The organism is Stenotrophomonas sp. JC08 (genome assembly GCF_052180205.1).
GTDB lineage: Bacteria > Pseudomonadota > Gammaproteobacteria > Xanthomonadales > Xanthomonadaceae > Stenotrophomonas.
Map to the genome: position 1 here is coordinate 552,862 of NZ_CP197473.1, position 19,757 is coordinate 572,618.

Sequence of the window (19,757 nt, forward strand, 5' to 3'; positions counted from 1 at the left end):
GCTCCCGGCCACGCCGCGCGCCGGTGGCGTGCATGATGCGGCCCGGCCTGCCACAGCGGATCAGGACCATCTTCATCGTGCAGGCGCTGCTGGCCAGTCTGGTGCTGGTGGGCGGCTATGCGCTTTCGCTGCTGGCCTGGCAGGACCATGGCGCTGCGATCCACGAGCAGCTGCAGCAGGAGGCCGCGCATTACTGGAAGCTGCACGAGGCATCGCCCGCGCAACCGCCGCCTGATACGTACGGCATCCGCGGCTATCTGCTGCAGCCCGGACAGCCGGACCTGTCGTTGCCGGGTGAATTGCGTGCGCTCTCCAACGGTTTCCATGAACTGGAAAGCACCGGCCAGCGGGTGCTGGTGGATGAGCGTGCGGCGGGGCGGCTGTATCTGGTTGCCGCGCCGGCACCGCGGGGGGATGCCACGTTCTGGCGGGGCGTCGTCCCGCTGTTGCTGACCCTGCTGGGCATCTATGCGATCTCCTGGCTGGCCTGGCGGGCCTCGCAGCGCAGCGTCACGCCGTTGAGCTGGCTGCTGCAACGGGTGTCGCAATGGGATCCGCGCTATCCCGACGCCGATGAGCTTGCACCGGAGCGTTTGCCCGCGGAAATACAGGGGGAAGCACGGCAGTTGGCGGCGGCGCTGCACCTGCTTGCCAAACGGATCGGCCAGTACGTCACCCGTGAGCGCAACTTCACCCGTGATGCCAGCCATGAGCTGCGCACGCCGTTGACCGTCATCCGCATGGCCAGTGACATGGCACTGGGGACGCCGGACCTCGATCCACGCCTGCAACGCAGCCTGGGCCGCATCCAGCGCGCCGGGCGTGACATGGAGGCGGTGGTCGAGGCGTTCCTGATCCTGGCGCGGGAGGTGGATGTCGAGCCGCAGGCGGAATGGTTCGAGGTGGCCGATATCGTCCGCTATGAGGTCGCCAGTGCCCGCGAGGTGCTGGATGAGCGTCCGGTCAGCCTGGAGATCAAGGTGATCGACGATATCCCGCTGCTGGCTCCGCCACGGGTCACCCATGTGGTGATCAGCAACCTGCTGCGCAATGCCTGCACCTATACCGACCGTGGCCGCATCCGGGTCGAGGTGGGCAACGGCAAGGTGGTGGTCAGCGATACCGGCATCGGCATGTCACCGGAGGCGCTGGCCAAGGTGTTCGAGCCGTTCTTCCGTGCCGAGCCCGGGCGTCAGCAGGGCTCCGGACTGGGACTGCCGATCGTGCGCCGCCTGTGCGAACGCTTCGGCTGGCGGATCGAGCTGGAAAGCACCGCCGGGCAGGGCACCACCGCCACGGTCCACTTCCGCTGACCGGGGCCGGCCCATGGTGGTGGCGAAGTGGCCAGGCGCTTGTGGCAGAATCTGCGGTCGTTCCCGCCTTCCCGGTGTTCCACAGTGGTGCCATTTCCTTCCATGCGATTGATCCGCGGCGTTGCCGCACTGGACACTGTCTGCCATGGCGGATGAAACCGGGCATATGCCACGCGGCCCGGGCCGCATCCTGAAAGCCGCCAAGTGGTCCTGGCAGGGCCTGTGCGCGGCCTGGCTGCATGAATCCTCGTTCCGTCTGGAGGTCTGCCTGTTCCTGGTGCTGGCGCCCGTGGCGCTGTGGCTGGGGCAGGGGCCGGTCGAGCAGATCCTGCTGATCGGCTCGATGTTGCTGGTGATGGCCATGGAGCTGGCCAATTCGGCGATCGAGGCGGTGATCGAGCGCTATGGCCCGGAGTACCACGTGCTGGCTGGCCGCGCCAAGGACATGGGATCGGCGGCCGTGTTCGTGCTGATGCTCAATGTGCTGCTGTGCTGGGGGCTGTTGCTGCTGCCCCGCCTGTTCTGATTTCAAGCCGGCGCCGGGCGGCGCTGGCAGTCTGCTCCACTGAAGGATTTTCCGCATGTCTCTCGCGTTTCTCGCCGACCCGAACGTCTGGGTAACCCTGTTCATGCTCAGCGCACTGGAAATCGTGCTGGGTATCGACAATCTGGTCTTCATCTCCATCGCGGTCGGGCGCCTGCCCGAGCACAGGCGTCCGCTGGCACGGCGTGTCGGCATCGCGGTGGCCTGCGTCACCCGCATCCTGTTGCTGATCTCGCTCGCCTACCTGGCGCACATGGAGAAGAACCTGTTCAGCGTGGCCGGCATGGCGATCTCCATGCGCGACCTGGTGCTGATCATCGGCGGCCTGTTCCTGCTCTACAAAGGCACCGTGGAAATCCGCGAGCTGGTCAGTGGCGGTGAGGATGCCGACCCGACCACCACCAAGGCCACGGCCACCTTCGGCATGGTGATCGCGCAGATCGCAGTCATCGACATCGTGTTCTCGCTGGATTCGGTGATCACCGCCGTCGGCATTGCCGATCACGTGCCGGTGATGGTCTGCGCGGTGTTGCTGGCGGTGGCGGTGATGTTGCTGGCGGCCAATCCGCTGGGCCGTTTCATCGATGCCAACCCGACGGTGAAGCTGCTGGCGCTGGCGTTCATCCTGCTGGTTGGCGCGGTGCTGGTGCTCGACGGTCTGGACGTGCACGTGCCCAAGCCCTACATCTACGCGGCGATGGGCTTCTCGGTGATGGTGGAGTGGCTGAACCTGCTGATGCGGCGCGGTGCCAAGGCCCACCAGGTGCCGGGTTCGGACAACTGGTAAAGCCATCGACCGCTTGGCCGGCAGCGCGCCGGTCGCGGCAGTCTCCCCAGGGGCCGGCACATGCCGGCCCCTGGCGTATGCACCGGTTGAACACCGGCCGTGGCATGCTCGGCGCTCCTGCCGTCAAAGGATCCGACCATGCGCCAGCTTTTCCGCCTGATGTTGCTTGCCGTCGCGGCGATCTCGATTTCCGGGTGTGGCTACAACGCCATCCAGCAGAAGGACGAGGCGGTCAACGCCGGCTGGTCGGAGGTGGTCAACCAGTACAAGCGCCGCGCCGACCTGATCCCCAACCTGGTCAACACCGTGCAGGGCTATGCCCAGCAGGAGCGGCAGGTGCTGACCGAGGTGACCAACGCCCGCGCCAAAGTCGGGCAGATCCAGGTCAATGCCGACGATGCCGATTCGCTCAAGCAGTTCCAGCAGGCGCAGGGCGAGCTGGGCAGCGCGCTGTCGCGGCTGCTGGTGGTCAGCGAGAACTACCCGACGCTCAAGTCCGACCAGAATTTCCGCGACCTGCAGGCGCAGCTGGAGGGCACCGAGAACCGCATCACCGTGGCCCGCGGGCGCTATATCCAGCTGGTGCAGGACTACAACACCTTCATCCGCTCGTTCCCGCAGGTGATCACCGCCAAGCTGTTCGGCTACAAGGCCAAACCCAACTTCACCGTCGACAACGAAGCGCAGATCGCGCAGCCGCCGACCGTCGACTTTGGTACGCCGCCGGCCGCGCCGCAGCCGACGCCGCCGCAGCCCGCCCCGGCGCAGTGAGCCGCCCGCGATGAACGAGGTGCTGCGCCGGTGGGGCCTGTTGCTCTGCCTGCTGGGCCTTGGCTGGGCAGGTCCGCTGGCGGCCCAGCAACTGGCGCCGATTCCGCCGCTGGATTCGCCGGTGGTCGATACCACCGGCACCCTGGATGCCGCGCAGAAGCATGCGCTGGAGCAGCAGGCGCTGGCCCTGCGGCAGCGCAAGGGCAGCCAGCTGCAGGTGCTGATCGTGCCGACCACGCAGCCGGAGGACATCGCCCAGTACGCCACGCGGGTGTTCGACCAGTGGGCGATCGGCCGCAAGGGCGTGGACGATGGTGTGCTGCTGGTGGTGGCCAGGGATGACCGGCGGGTGCGGATCGAACCGGGTTACGGGCTGGAAGGGGCGATTCCCGATGCGATCGCCAACCGGGTGATCCAGGAGTACCTGGTGCCGCATTTCCGCCAGAACGACTATGCCGGCGGTATCAGCGCCGCCACCGGGGTGCTGGTCGGGCTGATCGACGGCGAGGCGTTGCCGGCGCCGGTGGCCAGCAACCGCAACGGTGGTGATGGCGGTGATGGGGTGTTCTTCATGGCCCTCCTGATCGGCCTGTTCGCCTCGGCGATCATCCGGATGCTGTTGTCCCGGCGTTCGCGCCCGGTGCGCGGGCTGGTCGCGGGTATCGTCGCCGGTGTGGCAGGGCTGCTGCTGGTGTCGATGGTGGGTGGCGGGATCGCCGCGCTGGTGGCGTTCTTCCTGTCCTTCGGCAATCCGTCGCGCGGTGGCTTCGCCCGCGGTGGCGGCTGGGGCGGTGGCGGCTTCGGGGGCGGTGGATTTGGCGGGGGCGGCGGCTTCGGTGGCGGCGGCTGGAGTGGCGGCGGTGGTCGTTCGGGAGGCGGTGGCGCCTCGGGGAGCTGGTGATGCGCTGGTTGCGGCATATTTTTGCACCCTCGGCCCATTCGGTGTTCCCGGAAGCCAGCCTGGAGCGCATCGCCCACGCCATTGCCGACGGCGAGCGCACGCATGGCGGGCAGGTGATGTTCGCGGTCGAATCGGACCTGGCGTTGTCGTCCTTGTGGAAAGGTGTCACGCCGCGACAGCGTGCCGGGCACGCCTTCGCGCTGCTGCGGACCTGGGATACCGAGGCCAACAACGGCGTGCTGGTCTATTTATTGCTGGCCGACCACGCGATCGAGATCGTCGCCGATCGCGGTCTGCATGGGCGTGTCGAAGCGCAGCAGTGGCAGCGGATCTGCACGCATCTGCGTACAAAGCTGGGTGAGGGCGAGTACGAGGCGGCAGTACTGGCCGCCATCGCCGAGGTTTCGCAGTTGCTGGCGCGGCACTTCCCGGCCGACCCGGAGCGGCCGCGCGGCAATGAATTGCCGGACCGCCCGCAGCTGATCGACGGGGCGGGCGGTTGACGCGAGAATAGGGACTCGTTCGCCACTGCGTGCCCACATGATCCATCTCCACGACATAGACCCCGTCGCCTTCTCGCTGGGGCCGATCAAGGTGCACTGGTACGGCATCATGTACCTGCTCGGTTTCGCCGCCGCCTGGTGGCTGGGCCGTGTGCGCATCCGCGCCGGGCGGCTGCCAGGTGTGGACATGAACGGTTTTTCCGACCTGCTGTTCTACAGCATGCTCGGCGTGGTGCTGGGCGGGCGCATCGGCTACATGCTGTTCTATGCCAGCGCCGACTGGCTGGCCAACCCGATGATCCTGCTGCGGGTGTGGGAAGGCGGCATGAGTTTCCACGGCGGACTGCTGGGCGTGCTGATCGCCGGCTGGTGGTGGACGCGCAAGCACAGGCTGCACTTCTTCGACACCATCGATTTCGTCGCGCCGCTGGTGCCGCTGGGCCTGGGGTTCGGCCGACTGGGCAATTTCATCGGGGGCGAGCTGTTCGGCAAATTCACCCATGCCGGCTGGGGCGTGATCTTCCCGCAGGCACCGCTGAAGGACATTCCCGCGGGTCTGCCGAGCATGCAGCAGCTGATGTCGGCTGCGCAGATCCAGCAGGACTACACCGCCGGCCTGCTCAACCAGTACGCGCGCCATCCCTCGCAGCTGTATGAAGCGCTGCTGGAAGGGCTGGTGATGTTCGTGGTGCTGTGGGCGTTCTCGATGAAGCCGCGTGCCCGCTATGCGGTGTCCGGCCTGTTCGCGTTGTTGTACGGCAGTTTCCGCTTCCTGGTCGAGTTCGTGCGCATGCCCGACAACGGCGTGTATGTGGCGTTCGACTGGCTGACCCGCGGGCAGATCCTGAGCCTGCCGCTGATCGTGCTGGGGCTGGCACTGCTGGTGCTGTCGCGGCGTGCGCCGGTGCTGCAACCGCTGCTTCCGGCAAGGGGAGAAAAGGCATGAAGCAATACCTGGGACTGCTGCGGCACGTGCTCGAACACGGCAGCGAGAAATCCGACCGTACCGGCACCGGCACGCGCAGCGTGTTCGGCTGGCAGATGCGCTTCGATCTGAACGAAGGCTTCCCGCTGGTCACCACCAAGAAGCTGCACCTGCGCTCGATCATCCACGAGCTGCTGTGGTTCCTGAAGGGCGACACCAATATCGCCTACCTCAAGGACAACCAGGTGCGGATCTGGGACGAATGGGCCGACGAGAACGGCGACCTCGGTCCGGTCTACGGCAAGCAGTGGCGCAGCTGGGCGACTGCCGATGGTCGCGAGATCGACCAGATGCAGTGGCTGGTCGATGAGATCAAGCGCAACCCGGATTCGCGGCGGCTGGTGGTCAGCGCCTGGAACGTGGGCGAGCTGTCGCAGATGGCGCTGATGCCGTGCCACAACCTGTTCCAGTTCTACGTGGTCGACGGCAAGCTCAGCTGCCAGCTGTACCAGCGCAGCGGCGACATCTTCCTCGGCGTGCCGTTCAACATCGCCAGCTACGCGCTGCTCACCCACATGGTGGCGCAGGCCACCGGCCTGGGCGTGGGCGATTTCGTGCACACGCTGGGCGATGCGCACCTGTATTCCAACCACTACGAACAGGCGCGCGAGCAGTTGTCGCGGCAGCCGCGCGCGCTGCCGACGTTGTGGCTGAACCCGGAAGTGACCGACCTGTTCGGTTTCACGTTCGATGACATCCGCATCGATGGCTACGATCCGCACCCGGCGATCAAGGCGCCGGTGGCGGTGTGATGAAGCTGTCGATGATCGCCGCGCTGGACCGCAACCGGGGTATCGGTCAGGACAATGGCATGCCGTGGCACCTGCCGGATGATTTCAGGCACTTCAAGGCGCTCACCCTCGGCAAGCCGATCCTGATGGGGCGCAAGACCGCGCAGTCACTCGGCCGCGCGCTGCCGGGCCGCACCAACCTGGTGTTGACCCGCAGCGGCCAGGTGCCGTTCGCCGGGATGCAGGCGGTGGCGTCGCTGGATGAGGCCAAGGTGATTGCCGCAGCCGAGGGTGCCGGCGAGCTGTGCGTGATCGGCGGTGGCGAGATCTACCGCCTGTTGCTGGATCAGGCCAGTGACCTGTACCTGACCTGGGTGGACACCGAGGTGGTGGCCGACACGCATTTTCCGGAAGTGGATCCTGCGCAGTGGCAGGAGGTGGACAGCCAGCCGCACGCCGCCGACGAGCGGCATGCTTTCGCCTTCCGCTTCGCGCACTACGTGCGGCGCTGAAGACGCCCGGGGCGCAGGGGAGCCGCTACGAGACCATCGGCGATCTGCCGATGGTCCGGATTTCATTCGCCGGGAGCGGGCTTGTGCGGATTGCCGCCAGGTTGGCTGGTGCCGTTATTGCCGCTAGTGCCGCCACCCCGAGGCCGATGCCGGCGCGGGCGTCGGCGCTGTTCTCCACGCTCGTTGCCATTGCCATTGCCGTCGGGGCGCGGCGCGGCGCGGCGCTCCGGTTGTGGTTTGCGCGGCGGCTGCACGCCGGACACCACTGCCGGCATATCGCGGCCGGGAACCTGCACCACGCGCAGTTCCTCGCTGTCCAGCTGCAGCGCGGTGAGCTTGCCGCCCCAGACCGCGCCGGTGTCGATGGCGTGCACGCCCTGGGTGATGGTCAGGCCCAGCGCCGACCAGTGGCCGCAGACCATTTTCAGCTCACGCTCGACCCGGCCCGGTACTTCGAACCACGGGTACATGCCTTGTGCCTGGGTGCCGGGCGTGCCCTTGTCTTCCATGCCGATGCGCCCGCTGGGCGTGCAGTAGCGCATGCGGGTGAAGATGTTGATGATCGCGCGCGAGCGGTCATAGCCGCTCAGGCCCGGCGACCACGCCGGCTTGTCGCCATACATGTTGCGGAACAGCTTGCGGTAACCGTTGCCGTGCAGCTGCTGCTCGACTTCACGCGCATGCTTCTCGGCCAGCGCCACGGTCCACTTCGGTGCCAGCCCGGCATGGAACATCATCCAGCCCAGCTCGCGGTCCACGTGCACCAGCTTCTGCAGGCGCAGCCAGTCCAGCAGCACGTCGCGGTCCTCGGCCAGTACCACGCGCTGCAGGTCCGGATTGACCTTGCGCTGTTCTTCCTCGCTGCGTGCGCCGATGGCCAGCAGCGACAGGTCGTGGTTGCCCAGCACCACCGCGCTGTGCTCACGCAGCGAATGCACCAGCCGCAGTGTCTCCAGCGACTGCCCGCCACGGTTGACCAGGTCGCCACAGAACCAGAGCCTGTCCGCGGCCGGGTCGAAGTTGATCTTTTCCAGCAGCCGCCGGGTGACGTCGTAACAGCCTTGCAGGTCGCCAATCGCCCAGATCGCCATCAGTGCAGCGTCCTGGGAATGGACAGCACGAACGGCGCGATCGGCGCGGCGAACTCGGTGCCATCGTCGGCCAGCATGTCGTAGTGGCCCTGCATGGTGCCGCGCTCGGTGCCGAGCATGACCCCGGAGGTGTAGCGGAATTCCTCGCCCGGGCGCAGCCGTGGCTGTTCGCCGACCACACCCTCGCCATTGATGTGCTCGACCCGCCCTTCGCCATCGGTGATGCGCCAGTGGCGGCTGATCAGGCGCGCGGGGACGGTGCCACGGTTGTGGATGCGGATCGTGTAGGCGAAGGCGAAGCGCCCGTCTTCAGGTGCCGACTGGTCGTCGACGAAGCGGGGCGTCACTTCGATCTCGATCGCGTAGTGGCGGGAATCTTCCATGGGGGGGAGTGTAAGCAAAAGCAGGTGATCGGATGGTGCGGTAACCGCACTCAGGCGTGTGGTGCGTTGGCCAGACGGATGAAGTCGTCCACTTCCAGCTGCTCGGCACGCATATCGCTGCGCACGCCGGCCGCTTCGAACTGGGCCTCGTTGATGACGCCGTTGAGTGCGTTGCGCAAGGTCTTGCGGCGCTGGCCGAAGGCGGCCTTGACCACTTCGGCAAAACGCTGCGGATCGTCGATAGCGACCGTGGCCGGGTCGCGCGGCACCAGCCGCACCACGGCCGAATCCACCTTCGGCGGCGGCCGGAACGCGCCCGGCGGCACCACGAACAGCGAGGTGACTTCACAGAAAGCCTGCAGCATCACGCTCAGGCGGCCGTAGACCTTGCTGCCGGGGGCGGCGGCCATGCGGTCGACCACTTCCTTCTGCAGCATGAAGGTCATGTCCGAAATCGCCGCGGCGTGTTCCAGCGCATGGAACAGGATCGGCGAGGAGATGTTGTAGGGCAGGTTGCCGACCAGGCGGATCTGCGCAGCGCCGGCCAGTTCGGTGAAATCCACCTGCAGCACGTCGCGATGGACGATGGTCAGCTCGCCCAGCGGTGCGGCTGCGGCGGTGAGCGGCGCGATCAGGTCGCGGTCGAACTCGATCACCGTCAGCTTCGGGTGGCGGCGCAGCAGCGGGAAGGTGATGGCACCCTGGCCCGGGCCGATCTCGACCAGGCGGTCGCCGTCTTTCGGGTTGACCGCCAGCACGATCTTCTCGACGTAATGCGCGTCGGCGAGGAAGTGCTGGCCCAGCTGTTTCTTGGCGGGCGCGGTGAAACCGGCGCCGGTACGCGGGGAATGCGAGGAATTCATCGGGGAAGTTTACGGTGAGCGGCCAGCTGCGCGCACAGTGCGGTGGCGGCGAACAGGCTGGAAGGATCGGCGATGCCCTTGCCAGCCAGGTCCAGGGCGGTGCCGTGGTCCACCGCCACGCGCGGGTAGGGCAGGCCCAGGGTGATGTTGGTGGCCTGCTCGAAGCCGCTGTACTTGAGTACCGGCAGGCCCTGATCGTGGTACATCGCCAGCACCGCGTCGAAACCGCGCAGCTTGGCAGGCAGGAAGGCGGTATCGGCCGGCAGCGGGCCGATCAGCTCCATGCCTTCGCCGCGCAGCTGTTGCAGCAGCGGGATGATCACCTCCAGTTCCTCGTGGCCGAGGTGCCCGTCCTCGCCTGCGTGCGGATTCAGCCCGAGCACGGCGATGCGCGGCGTGGCCAGGCCGAAGTCGCGGCGCAGCGCGTCGTGGGTGGTGGTGATGACGGTGCGCAGGCTGTCGGCGCGGATCGCATCGGCAACAGCGCGCAATGGCAGGTGGGTGGTGGCCAGCGCGACCCGGATGATGTCGTTGGCCAGCATCATCACCACCTCGACCCCCGCCTGTCCGGCCAGCAGTTCGGTGGTGCCGCTGTAGGCGATGCCGCCCTCATTGATGACCGCCTTGTGCACCGGGCCGGTGACCACGCCGTCGAGCGTGCCCTCCAGACAGGCGTGGCCGGCACCGAGCAGGGCGTCGATCACCGCGCGCGCATTGCGCGGATCGGCCTGGCTGAAATGCGACGGAACCGCATTGCGGACTTCACGCAGGCGCAGGTCGCCGGGCGCGCGGGCAATCGCGCTCTCCGGCAGCAGCTGCAGCGGCAGGTCGAGCGCGGCGGCGGCGGCCTGCAGTGTGTCCGGGTCCGCAAACGCCAACAGCCGGCAATCGCTGCGCGGCTGTTGGGCAAGGCGGATGCAGAGTTCCGGGCCGATCCCGGCGGGCTCGCCCGGGACCAGAGCGAGCTGGGGGATCATCGGTCAGGGCTGCTGCGGGGAATCGGCCGTGTTCTCGGCACGGTCGCCACTGCGGAAGCTGACATAGGCATCGCCACGCAGTTCCTGCAGGAAGCGGTTGTACTCGTCTTCCAGCTTGCGGCGGCCGATGGTCTCGCGGATCTGTGCGCGGCGGTTGTCATCGCCCACATCGGTCTGGCGCGTGGCCACGCGCTGGACGATATGCCAGCCGGCATCGGTACGGAACGGTGCGGTCACGCCACCGTCGCTGACGCTTTCAACCTGCCGGCCGAAATCCGGACCGAACGCGTCGGCCGGGAACCAGCCCAGGTCGCCGCCCTGTCCGCGGCTGTTGGCATCATCGGAGGATTCCTTGGCGACGTCCTGGAAATCGGCGCCGCCGGCGATGCGCGCGCGCAGGGTTTCGATCCTGGCCTTGGCCGCGGCTTCGTCAAGCTGGTCGGTCACGCGCACCAGGATGTGGCGGGCATGGAGCTCGGTCACGGTCTGCGCGGCGCCCTGGCTGCTGTTGCGCACTTCGACAAGCTTCAGCAACTGGAAGCCGCTCGGGCCGCGGATCGGGCCAAGCACGTCGCCGGCCTTCAATGTCTGCAACTGGCTGGTGAATGCGTTGGGGATTTCATCCACGCTGCGCCAACCCAGGTCGCCGCCTTCCAGTGCGTTGGGGCTGTCGGAATAGCGCACCGCTGCGGCGGCGAAATCCAGCTCGCCCTTGTCCAGCAGCGCCTTGATGCCGTCGATCTTGCTCTGCCCGGTGTTGATCTGCTCGGCGCTGGCGCCGTCCGGTAGCGCGACCAGGATGTGCGCAAGGTGGTACTGCACGTCGTTGGCGCTCTGCTGGGCCAGCGCCGCATCGACCTCGCCCTCGCTGACACTGATGCGGCTCTGCGCGAAACTCTGGCGCAGGCGCTGGGTGGTGATCTCCTCGCGCACCGAGTTGCGGAAATCGGCAAAGCCGATGCCATCCTGGGCCAGACGCTGGCGCAGGCCGTCCAGGTTGGTGCCATTCTGCTGGGCGATGCTGTTGATGGCGTGGTTCAGCTCCTCGTCGCCGACGCGCACGCCACTGCCTTCGGCGCGCGCGACCTGCAGTTTGACCAGCACCAGGCGCTCCAGCACCTGCCGCTCCAGAACCGCGTCCGGCGGCAGCTGGGCTTCACGTCCGGCGTACTGGTTCTTGATGTTGCTGACCGCACGTTGCAGCTCGCTCTGCAGGATCACGTCTTCATCGACGATGGCGGCGATGCGGTCCAACGGCTGCGCCTGCTGCGCAAGCACGGGGGCGGACACGCCGGAGAACGCCAGCACGGTGGCGAGTAGAGCAGGGAGGGTTCTGGTCATGGAATCAGGTTCGGATCGTAGTCGTCATCGTTCGCCTCGATATTTGCGGGCGGAACGAGGTACAGGTCGTCTCGGTTGTAGCCGAGAATAGCACGGCGCAAGGTGCGGTCCGTGTCCTGGCCGACCGAGCTCAGGCCCTTGAGCACGAACTCGACCTGGAAGGAGTTGTTCATATCGCCTTCGCGGTTCTTCACGTAGCGGCGCGCCAGTGCGCGCACGGCCAGGCAGCAGCTGTCCCACTGCACGCCGCCGATGATTTCCAGCGGTTTGCGGTCGGCTTCCAGCAATGAATAGTAGTAGCGGCCCACCACGCTCCAGCGCGGGTTGATCGGATACAGGAAGGAGAAGTCGACCTGCTTGAGCTGGTCGGCGCCATTGCTGGGGTTGCGGCGATAGCGGTAATTGAGGTTGATCACGCCATCTTCGGGGAACAGATAGCGGGCGCGCAGGCTGGCCAGGTCTTCCTTGCGGAACTTGGGGTTCCACTGGTAGCTGGTGCCCAGCGTCCAGCGGTCGGTGACGGCCCAGTTCATATCGGCCACCCAGGCCGACTTGCCCTCGTGCACGACCGGATCGCTGGGGTTGAGCGTGACCCGGGCGTCGTCGAAATAGGTGATCTGGCCGATGCTGGCCGACAGCTTCTCGCGGCCGTCGGCCTGGCGGATCAGGCGCGTGGTCAGGGCCGCGGTCAGCTGGTTGGCGTCGTTCTGGCGGTCGGCACCGGTGTAGCGCGAGTCGCGGAACAGCTGCCCCCAGCTGAAGGTGAAGGCACGGGTGTCGAACAGCGGCAACTCGCTCTGGTCGCGATACGGGGTGTTCAGATAGAACAGCCGCGGCTCCAGCGTGTGCAGGTAGGACTTGCCGTCCAGCGTGGTCTCGCGGTCGAAGAACAGGCCCATGTCGATGCTGGTGATCGGCATGTGGCGGGTCGGCGAGACGTTCCCGCGCAGCTGCTCGGGTGTGGCGGTGTTGGGGTTGATGCCGGCAGCGACCAGCTGCTTGCGGCGGATATCGTCGGCCAGTCCACGCTCGAGGTCATAGGCGGTGTAACGCCAGGCCAGGGTCGGGGTGATGTACCAGGCGGCACCGGCCAGCGGCATCGACACGTACGGTTTGATATCCAGGCGCGAGCCGCCGGGCATTTCGGTAACCACGCCGTTGCGCACGTACTCGCCATCGGCATCGATACGCTTGCCGTGCACGTCGTCATGGGTGAAACGCACCGCTTCGGCGTAGATGCCGGCTTCCAGCCAGTTGCCGAAGCTTTCCTCCCAGGTGCCGAACAGCCGCGGCTGGCGGCTGTAGGGCAGGGCGCGTTCGGTCAGCGTGTAGTCGGTCAGCTGCCAGTGGTCGGCCATGAGGCCGGCGGTCCAGCTGCGGCCGGTGCCATACAGGCCCGCGGTGCTGCTGAGGTTGGAGGAGGTGATGCCGTAGAGGCGGTTGGCGAAATCCTCGACATAGCGCTCGTCGCTGACCCAGGCCAGATTGGCGCGTGCCTGCCAGTGGCGGTCGAGGTTGTGATAACCCCGGAATTCGACCTTGCCGCGATCGCGGTCGCGCAACGAGTCATTGGCCATGTAGGTCGTATCCAGTTGACCTTTGCCACCGGGATAGAGGTAACGGAACTCGTTGTCCAGCAGCAGCCCGCGCTTGCTCATCCAGCGCGGGGTCAAGGTGTCGTCGTAGTTCGGCGCCAGGTTGAAGTAGATCGGCTGCGCGTAATCGAAGCCGTTGCGCCCGGACAGGCTCAGCTTGGGATACAGCAGGCCGGTCTGGCGGCGGTCATCGATCGGGAACTTGAACCAGGGGGCATACAGCACCGGCACCTTGCCGATATGCAGCACCGCGTTGCGGGCGGTGCCGAAGCCTTCCTCGTTGTCCACTTCGATCTGCGGCGCGACCAGCTTCCACACCGGCTGCGAGGGATCGCAGGTGGTGTAGGTGGACTGGTGCATCTGCCCGATCGAACCCTGCAGGTCGATCGATTCGGCGCCGCCGTTGCCGCGGCGTGACACCAGCTGGTACTGGATGTTGCTGATCTTGTGGCTGTCGCTTTCCTGGTTGCCCTCGGCGCGCTCGGCCACCATGCGGATCGAGGAGTCGGAGTAGCGGACATTGCCCTCGGCGATGTAATTGCCGGTTTCGGTGTCGATGCGCAGGTTGTCGGTGCCCATGAACTGGTCACCGCGCTTGAGGATCACGTTGCCCTGGTACTGCGGAACCGTGCTGGTGCCGCTGAGCTCGTTACCTTCGATATCGGTGGGCAGCTGGTCGCGGGCTGCGGCGGCGGCCTTGTCGGCTTGTGGGGCCTCACTGAAGGCCGGCAACACTTCGGTGGCCGGGCACAGGCCCCAGTTCACCGGCTTGTCATCGGCCATGGCCGGCAGGCAGATGGCGATGCTCAGAGGCAGGGGGAGCAGACGGAGGGCTCGGCGCACGCGGTTGGGTTTCAGGGAAAACGGCCGCTAGCTTGCCGTATCGCCCGCAACGGGGCAATGAAGACGGGCCGGGTGCGGGTGGCGGGATTCAGCGTCCGGCCGGTTGCGCCATCAGCGCCTGGACGTGGGCCACGCTGCACTCGCGCAGCGCCTGCAGGTCGTAACCGCCTTCCAGCATCGATACCACCCGGCCGCTGGCGTGGCGGTCGGCGATGCCCGCCAGCTCCTTGCCGAGCCAGTGGAAATCCTCCGCTTCGAGCATCAGGTCGGCCTGCGGATCATGCATGTGCGCGTCGAAACCGGCGGAGATGAACAGCAGCTGTGGGCGGAAGGCGTCGATCTGCGGCAGCAGGTCGTCGGCCCACACATTGCGGAAGCGGAAGCCGTCGCTGCCGGGGGGCAGCAGGATGTTGCAGACGTTGCCGACGCCGCGTTCGCGCATGTTGCCCGAATACGGGAACAGCCCGGACTGGTGGGTGCTGTAGTAGGCCACCTTCGGCTCGGTCTCGAAGATGGCCTGGGTGCCGTTGCCGTGGTGGACGTCGAAATCGACGATGGCGATCCGCTCCAGGCCGTACTGGTCGCGGGCGTAGGCGGCGGCCACGGCGATGTTGTTGAACAGGCAGAAGCCCATCGCGGTATCGGCGGTGGCGTGGTGGCCGGGCGGACGCACCGCGCAGAACGCCCGGCGCTGGTTTTCTTCCAGCATCACCGCATCCACCGCGGCGACGCCGGCGCCGGCCGCGTGCAGGGCGGCGGTGGCCGAGCCGGGCGAGGTGAAGGTGTCCAGATCGAGGCGCCGCAGTGGCGCGGTCTGCACCTGGAGCACGTCGTCGATCAGTTCGCGTGCATGCACCCGTGCCAGTTCGCCGAGTTTGGCTGGTGGTGCATCGCGCCACTCCAGTTGCGCGGGAAAGGCCTCGCGCAGGACGGCGATGACCGCCTGCAGACGTTCCGGCGACTCGGGATGGTCGCTGCCGGGGTCATGCTCAAGGCAGGCGGGGTGGGTGAATACCAGCATGGCCGCACTGTATCCGTCGGCGCCGCCGGCTGTGCGACGCCGTTGAAGGGGAGGTCAGCCGTGGCGGCGTTCGTGGTTCCACAGCACTTCGCCGTGGCCATCGGCGCGGGCCAGCACGCGGGCCAGCACGAACAGCAGGTCCGACAGGCGGTTCAGGTAGCGCACCGCTTCACCGCGCACCTCTTCCACCCGGGCCAGCGCCACGGTTTCGCGCTCGGCGCGGCGGACGATGGTGCGGGCCAGGTGGCAGCGCGCGGCGCCTTCGCCGCCGGCCGGCAGGATGAAATCCTTCAGCGCCGGCAGGTCGTCGTTGTAATGGTCCAGATGCTGTTCCAGCGCGTCGATGTCGGCGGCATGGATCGCGGCGTGGCCGGGGATGCACAGCTCGCCGCCCAGGTCGAACAGCTGGTGCTGGACGGTGGTCAGCAGGGCACGGATGTCGTCGGGAATCTGCACGGCGAGCAGTACGCCGATGGCCGAATTGGCCTCATCCACGGTGCCATAGGCGTTGACCCGGGCCGAATCCTTGCCGGTGCGGCTGCCATCACCCAGGCCGGTGCTGCCATCGTCACCGGTACGCGTGTAGATCTTGGAAAGTCGGTTGCCCATTGCGCTGCGCCCGCCTCAGTGGGCGACGCGGCCGGCGGCCGGCTGCTTGCGGATGGCCTCGACGGCAACCTGCACCAGTGCGGCAGCGCCGACGTACATGGCGGCAGTCCGCGTGTACGGCAACAGCCAGTCGGCATAGTTCCTGGCCCAGCCGGCAAAGGTCGGCTCGGCGACCACGGCGCTGGCCCAGTAGAAGCTGCCCTGGGCGATCAGGTGGCACAGCGCCACCGAGCCGACCAGGCTGGCGGCCAGCAGGCCCAGCGACTTCCAGCTGGCGCCGGCATAGCCGCGACGCAGCAGCATGCCGCCGGCCCACATCGCGAAATACGCGGGGATCAGCATCCAGTAGGCGGCCGACACGCAGTAGTGCTGCCAGAAGCTCATGCCCTGGCTGGAGATCACCGCCCAGTCCACCGCCACCGCCAGGCCCATCAGCAGCGGGAATGCCCAGCGGCTCCAGCTGCGCAGGTAGAAGCCGCCGATGAAGAACACCGCCCAGGACGCATCCGGGACCGGTGCGAAATGGTTGAGGCGGGTGCCGGCCATCAGCAGTACGAGCAGGGACAGGACGAGGGTGCGTTGGACGTTGGCGGTCATGGCGGTGATCGGTTTCCGTTAATCAGGCGGTCATTCTAGCCGCAGTGGCGGCGGACCGGTGGTGCGCCGCGGCGGGCGCGCTGCGGCCAATCCGCCGGAGCGAGCCTTTATCATTGCCGCATGAGCAAGAACCATGACGTAGTGATCGTTGGCGGCGGGCTGGTCGGTGCCAGCCTGGCCATCGCGCTGGACCGGCTGGGGCTGGATGTGGGGCTGGTCGAGGCCACACCCGGCGGCACCCTGCCGGCGGTGTTCGACCAGCGCAACCTGAGCTTCGCCGCGGCCACGGTCAACGCGCTGGGTGCGTTGGGGGTGATGCAGAAGCTGGCCCATCCGGGTGGCCCGATCCGCCGCATCCATGTCAGCCGTGCCGGCGATTTCGGCCGGGTGGTGATGCGCGCGGAGGATTACGGCCGCGAGGCGTTCGGCCAGGTGGTGGTCGCGCGTGATTTCGGTGAGGCACTGGAGGCGCGCTTGGCGGAATTGCAGCACCTGACCCGCTACCGGCCGGCGATGTTCGTCGCGCTGGGCGACTGCGCCGATGGCCGCCGCGAGGTGGTGATTGCCGGCGACAGCGGCGAGCAGCGCCTGCGGGCGCGGCTGGTGGTCGGTGCCGATGGCACCCGCAGCGCGGTGCGGCAGGCACTGGGCATCGACATCACCGAGCACGACTACCGGCAGACCCTGTTCGTGGCCCGCGTGCGCGCGGCCAAGGCGCCGGATGGCAGTGCCTGGGAGCGTCTCACCGATAGCGGACCGACCGCCTTGCTGCCGCGTGGCGACCGCCATTACGGCGTGGTCCACGGCGTGGCCCGCGACCAGGTCGAGGCGGTGATGGCGCTGGACGAGGCGGCGTGGTTGGCACGGCTGCAGGACGCGGTGGGCTGGCGGGCGGGGCGGCTGCTGGAAAGCGGCCCGCGCAGCGCCTATCCACTAATCCAGGTGCTGGCACAGAAACTGGTGGGCCAGCGTGCGCTGCTGCTGGGCAATGCCGCGCAGACCATCCATCCGCTGGGTGCGCAGGGCTTCAACCTGGGCCTGCGCGATGCGCTGACGCTGGCCGAACTGATTGCCGGTGATGCCGCCGATCCGGGCAGTGACGCCCTGCTGCAGGCCTATGTGCAGCGGCGCGGGCCGGATCGCGAGCAGACGCTGGCGTTTTCCGATGGACTGGCGCGGCTGACCAGCAATGCCGCGCCGTTGCTGCGGCCGTTGCGCAGCCTCGGGCTGGTTGCCGCGGCGCAGGCCGGCGCGGTGCAGTCGTTCCTGGTCGGCGGGGCGATGGGATTCCGCGGGCAGGTGCCCGAACTGTGCAGGAGCGAAGTGCGATGAGCCGGCGCGGGCAATGGGATGCGGTGGTGGTCGGCGGCGGCGTGGTCGGCGCGACCTGTGCGCTGGCGTTGGCCGGGGAAGGCTTGCAGGTGGCACTGGTGGAGGGCCGCGAGCCGTCGCCGTGGTCGCCGCAGCGGCCCGACCTGCGGGTGTTCGCCTTTGCCGCCGACAACGCCGCGCTGTTGCAGTCGCTTGGCGTCTGGGCGCAGATCGAGCGCGGGCATGTGTGCCCGTACCGGCGCATGACCGTGTGGGACGCCGGTGGTGGTGGCGACCTGGGCTTCGATGCGGACACGCTGGGCCGGCGCGAGCTGGGCTGGATCGTCGAGAATGGCCTGCTGGTAGACCGGCTGTGGGCGGCGCTGCCGGCGGCCGGGGTGCAGGTGTACTGCCCGGCGCGGGTGGGGGCGATGGAGCAGGACGCGCACAGCGTGCGGCTGCGGCTGGATGACGGCCGTCGGGTGGAGGCGGGTGTCGCCATCGCCGCCGATGGTGGCGAGTCCACCCTGCGCCGGCTGGCCGGGCTGGAGGTGTCGCGGCAGGACTACGGCCAGCGCGGCGTGGTCGGTTATGTCGACAGCGAACTGCCCAACCAGGCCACCGCCTGGCAGCGTTTCCTCGATACCGGCCCGCTGGCGGTGCTGCCGTACGAAAAGCATCGCAGCTCGATTGTCTGGACCCTGCCCGATGCCGAGGCCGAGCGGGTGCTGGAGCTGGACGATGCCAGCTTCGCCCGTGAGCTGACCAATGCCTTTGCCGGACGGCTGGGAGCGATGACGATGGCCTCGCCGCGCGCGGCGTTCCCGCTGCGGCTGCAGCTGGCCAAGCGCTATGTCGCCGGCCGCGTGCTGACCCTGGGCGATGCCGCGCACGTGGTGCACCCGCTGGCGGGGCAGGGCGTGAACCTGGGCGTGCGCGATGTGGCCGGGCTGCGTGATCTGGTGCGCGAGGCGGCACAGCGCCGCCAGGATTGGAGCTCGCCGCACCGCCTGCAGCGCTGGGCGCGTACCCGTCGCAGTGAGAACAGCGTGGCCGCCTACGGTTTCGATGCGATCAACAGCGTGTTCTCCAACGACGAACTGCACCTGACGCTGGCACGCGGTGCGCTGCTCGGTCTGGCCGGGCGCGTGCCGCCGCTGCTGTCGCTGTTCTGGAAACGCGCCTCGGGGCTGTAGGCGGGCGGAGGCTGGCCTCGCAGCATCGGCGCCGGCGCCACGGCGGCGCCTGTCCGGGACTCAGTCCTTCAGCCAGCCGGCCAGCTGTTCGCGCGTCAGTCTGCCGCGGCGGTGGCTGTCCAGCGCATTGAATTCATCGGCCAGCGCCGGGTTGGCCTGCGCCTCCTCGCGGCTGATGAAACCGTCACCGTCCACGTCCAGCGCGGTGAAGTCGATCCGGTAATCGCCGATCACGCTGTCCGGCTGGATCGAACGCACCGTGACCTCGGCCTGGCCGGGGGCGGTCAGCACGCGGGTGGCGTGGGTGACCCGGCCGGTGGCGAGCGTCTGCTCGCGGACATTCACGGGCGTGTCCTGCAACGGCACGGTCACGGCGGTGTCGCGTGGCGCGGTCTGGGCATGGGCCGCGTTCACGGCCAGCGGGGCCAACAGGATCAGGGCTAGGCGGATGGCGTGGTGCACGGGGAACCTCGTTGTATGGGGAGTGGCCGCCTGCCGGTAACCGCCTTGGCTGATGCTTCATCCAGCCTTCCAACTGTGCCTTGCTCAGGCGGCCGGTGTGGTGGGTGTCGAGCGCATCGAACTCGCGCTCGAGGGTGGGGTTGGCCTGGGCTTCGGCGCGGCTGATGAAGCCGTCGTGGTTGCGGTCCAGCGTGGCGAAGTCGATATGGTAGTCGTCCCGGATCGAATCGGGCTCTTGCGAGGTCACCGTCACCGGCGTGCCGTTCTCATCGAGGGTGACCTTGCCGGTTTCCTGGGTGAACGCGGGCAGGTTGGCGGCGCACAGCAGTGCAGCGGAAAGCAACAGGCGCAGCGTTATCATCGCATGACTCCCTGGGGTGTGGTGCGCCGGTGATGCTCGCCCTACGGGAGTTGACGGCCC

22 protein-coding genes are annotated in these 19,757 nt (G+C 67.7%); 12 read left to right on the forward strand and 10 right to left on the reverse strand.

Going from position 1 to position 19,757, the window contains the following annotated elements; genetic code table 11:
- The first annotated feature begins 35 nt into the window (after positions 1 to 35).
- From ACSBPQ_RS02405 to ACSBPQ_RS02445, 9 genes are all read left to right on the forward strand, one after another.
- Entirely contained in the window at positions 36 to 1,313 is a 1,278-nt protein-coding gene (locus ACSBPQ_RS02405; protein WP_442684488.1) for a sensor histidine kinase, read from the forward strand.
- Positions 1,314 to 1,458: 145 nt separating this feature from the next.
- A complete protein-coding gene (locus tag ACSBPQ_RS02410) occupies positions 1,459 to 1,839 on the forward strand; it encodes a diacylglycerol kinase (RefSeq protein ID WP_442683498.1) in 381 nt (126 codons plus the stop codon).
- Positions 1,840 to 1,894: 55 nt separating this feature from the next.
- On the forward strand, positions 1,895 to 2,644 hold the full coding sequence (locus tag ACSBPQ_RS02415) for a TerC family protein (protein WP_442683499.1): 750 nt from the start codon (positions 1,895 to 1,897) through the stop codon (positions 2,642 to 2,644).
- A 138-nt stretch (positions 2,645 to 2,782) separates the two neighbouring features.
- Positions 2,783 to 3,415, forward strand: a complete 633-nt coding sequence (locus ACSBPQ_RS02420) for a LemA family protein (protein WP_442683500.1) — start codon at positions 2,783 to 2,785, stop codon at positions 3,413 to 3,415.
- Between the two features lie 10 nt (positions 3,416 to 3,425).
- Positions 3,426 to 4,316: a TPM domain-containing protein gene (locus ACSBPQ_RS02425; RefSeq protein WP_442683501.1), complete on the forward strand. Its 891-nt coding sequence runs from the start codon at positions 3,426 to 3,428 to the stop codon at positions 4,314 to 4,316.
- A complete protein-coding gene (locus ACSBPQ_RS02430; protein ID WP_442683502.1) occupies positions 4,316 to 4,819 on the forward strand; it encodes a TPM domain-containing protein in 504 nt (167 codons plus the stop codon). The genes ACSBPQ_RS02425 and ACSBPQ_RS02430 overlap by 1 nt, the downstream gene beginning before the upstream one ends.
- A 37-nt stretch (positions 4,820 to 4,856) precedes the next feature.
- Positions 4,857 to 5,765, forward strand: a complete 909-nt coding sequence (gene lgt / locus ACSBPQ_RS02435) for a prolipoprotein diacylglyceryl transferase (protein ID WP_442683503.1) — start codon at positions 4,857 to 4,859, stop codon at positions 5,763 to 5,765.
- Positions 5,762 to 6,556, forward strand: a complete 795-nt coding sequence (locus ACSBPQ_RS02440) for a thymidylate synthase (protein ID WP_442683504.1) — start codon at positions 5,762 to 5,764, stop codon at positions 6,554 to 6,556. The genes lgt and ACSBPQ_RS02440 overlap by 4 nt, the downstream gene beginning before the upstream one ends.
- Entirely contained in the window at positions 6,556 to 7,047 is a 492-nt protein-coding gene (locus ACSBPQ_RS02445; protein ID WP_442683505.1) for a dihydrofolate reductase, read from the forward strand. Before ACSBPQ_RS02440 ends, ACSBPQ_RS02445 begins: the two co-directional genes overlap by 1 nt.
- A gap of 62 nt (positions 7,048 to 7,109) precedes the next feature.
- Here the strand turns inward: ACSBPQ_RS02445 and ACSBPQ_RS02450 are convergent, their stop codons facing one another.
- From ACSBPQ_RS02450 to ACSBPQ_RS02490, 9 genes are all read right to left on the reverse strand, one after another.
- A complete protein-coding gene (locus ACSBPQ_RS02450; RefSeq protein WP_442683506.1) occupies positions 7,110 to 8,138 on the reverse strand; it encodes a symmetrical bis(5'-nucleosyl)-tetraphosphatase in 1,029 nt (342 codons plus the stop codon).
- On the reverse strand, positions 8,138 to 8,521 hold the full coding sequence (gene apaG / locus ACSBPQ_RS02455) for a Co2+/Mg2+ efflux protein ApaG (protein WP_442683507.1): 384 nt from the start codon (positions 8,519 to 8,521) through the stop codon (positions 8,138 to 8,140). The genes ACSBPQ_RS02450 and apaG overlap by 1 nt, the downstream gene beginning before the upstream one ends.
- A 50-nt stretch (positions 8,522 to 8,571) precedes the next feature.
- Entirely contained in the window at positions 8,572 to 9,384 is an 813-nt protein-coding gene (gene rsmA / locus ACSBPQ_RS02460; protein WP_442683508.1) for a 16S rRNA (adenine(1518)-N(6)/adenine(1519)-N(6))-dimethyltransferase RsmA, read from the reverse strand.
- Positions 9,381 to 10,361, reverse strand: a complete 981-nt coding sequence (gene pdxA / locus ACSBPQ_RS02465; RefSeq protein ID WP_442683509.1) for a 4-hydroxythreonine-4-phosphate dehydrogenase PdxA — start codon at positions 10,359 to 10,361, stop codon at positions 9,381 to 9,383. The genes rsmA and pdxA overlap by 4 nt, the downstream gene beginning before the upstream one ends.
- Positions 10,362 to 10,364: 3 nt before the next feature.
- Positions 10,365 to 11,702 carry a peptidylprolyl isomerase gene (locus ACSBPQ_RS02470; protein ID WP_442683510.1) on the reverse strand — a complete coding sequence of 446 codons (1,338 nt, stop codon included), beginning with the start codon at positions 11,700 to 11,702 and terminating at the stop codon, positions 10,365 to 10,367.
- Entirely contained in the window at positions 11,699 to 14,140 is a 2,442-nt protein-coding gene (gene lptD / locus ACSBPQ_RS02475) for an LPS-assembly protein LptD (protein ID WP_442683511.1), read from the reverse strand. Before lptD ends, ACSBPQ_RS02470 begins: the two co-directional genes overlap by 4 nt.
- An 88-nt stretch (positions 14,141 to 14,228) precedes the next feature.
- Positions 14,229 to 15,161, reverse strand: coding sequence for a histone deacetylase family protein (locus ACSBPQ_RS02480; protein ID WP_442683512.1), 933 nt, complete (start codon positions 15,159 to 15,161; stop codon positions 14,229 to 14,231).
- A 54-nt stretch (positions 15,162 to 15,215) separates the two neighbouring features.
- Entirely contained in the window at positions 15,216 to 15,770 is a 555-nt protein-coding gene (locus tag ACSBPQ_RS02485) for a cob(I)yrinic acid a,c-diamide adenosyltransferase (protein WP_442683513.1), read from the reverse strand.
- A gap of 15 nt (positions 15,771 to 15,785) precedes the next feature.
- Positions 15,786 to 16,367, reverse strand: a complete 582-nt coding sequence (locus tag ACSBPQ_RS02490) for a hypothetical protein (RefSeq protein WP_442683514.1) — start codon at positions 16,365 to 16,367, stop codon at positions 15,786 to 15,788.
- A gap of 120 nt (positions 16,368 to 16,487) precedes the next feature.
- Here ACSBPQ_RS02490 and ubiH point away from each other — a divergent pair, with 120 nt between their 5' ends.
- Together ubiH and ACSBPQ_RS02500 are read left to right on the forward strand one after the other, a co-directional pair.
- Positions 16,488 to 17,699: a 2-octaprenyl-6-methoxyphenyl hydroxylase gene (gene ubiH, locus ACSBPQ_RS02495; RefSeq protein WP_442683515.1), complete on the forward strand. Its 1,212-nt coding sequence runs from the start codon at positions 16,488 to 16,490 to the stop codon at positions 17,697 to 17,699.
- Entirely contained in the window at positions 17,696 to 18,874 is a 1,179-nt protein-coding gene (locus tag ACSBPQ_RS02500) for a UbiH/UbiF family hydroxylase (RefSeq protein ID WP_442683516.1), read from the forward strand. Before ubiH ends, ACSBPQ_RS02500 begins: the two co-directional genes overlap by 4 nt.
- 60 nt (positions 18,875 to 18,934) lie before the next feature.
- Here ACSBPQ_RS02500 and ACSBPQ_RS02505 read toward each other — a convergent pair whose 3' ends face one another.
- Positions 18,935 to 19,336: an EF-hand domain-containing protein gene (locus tag ACSBPQ_RS02505; RefSeq protein ID WP_442683517.1), complete on the reverse strand. Its 402-nt coding sequence runs from the start codon at positions 19,334 to 19,336 to the stop codon at positions 18,935 to 18,937.
- A gap of 52 nt (positions 19,337 to 19,388) precedes the next feature.
- Between ACSBPQ_RS02505 and ACSBPQ_RS02510 the strand changes: the two genes are divergently transcribed.
- Positions 19,389 to 19,730 (forward strand): hypothetical protein, encoded by a 342-nt coding sequence (locus tag ACSBPQ_RS02510; protein WP_442683518.1) that lies wholly within the window; start codon positions 19,389 to 19,391, stop codon positions 19,728 to 19,730.
- Positions 19,731 to 19,757: the final 27 nt, after the last annotated feature.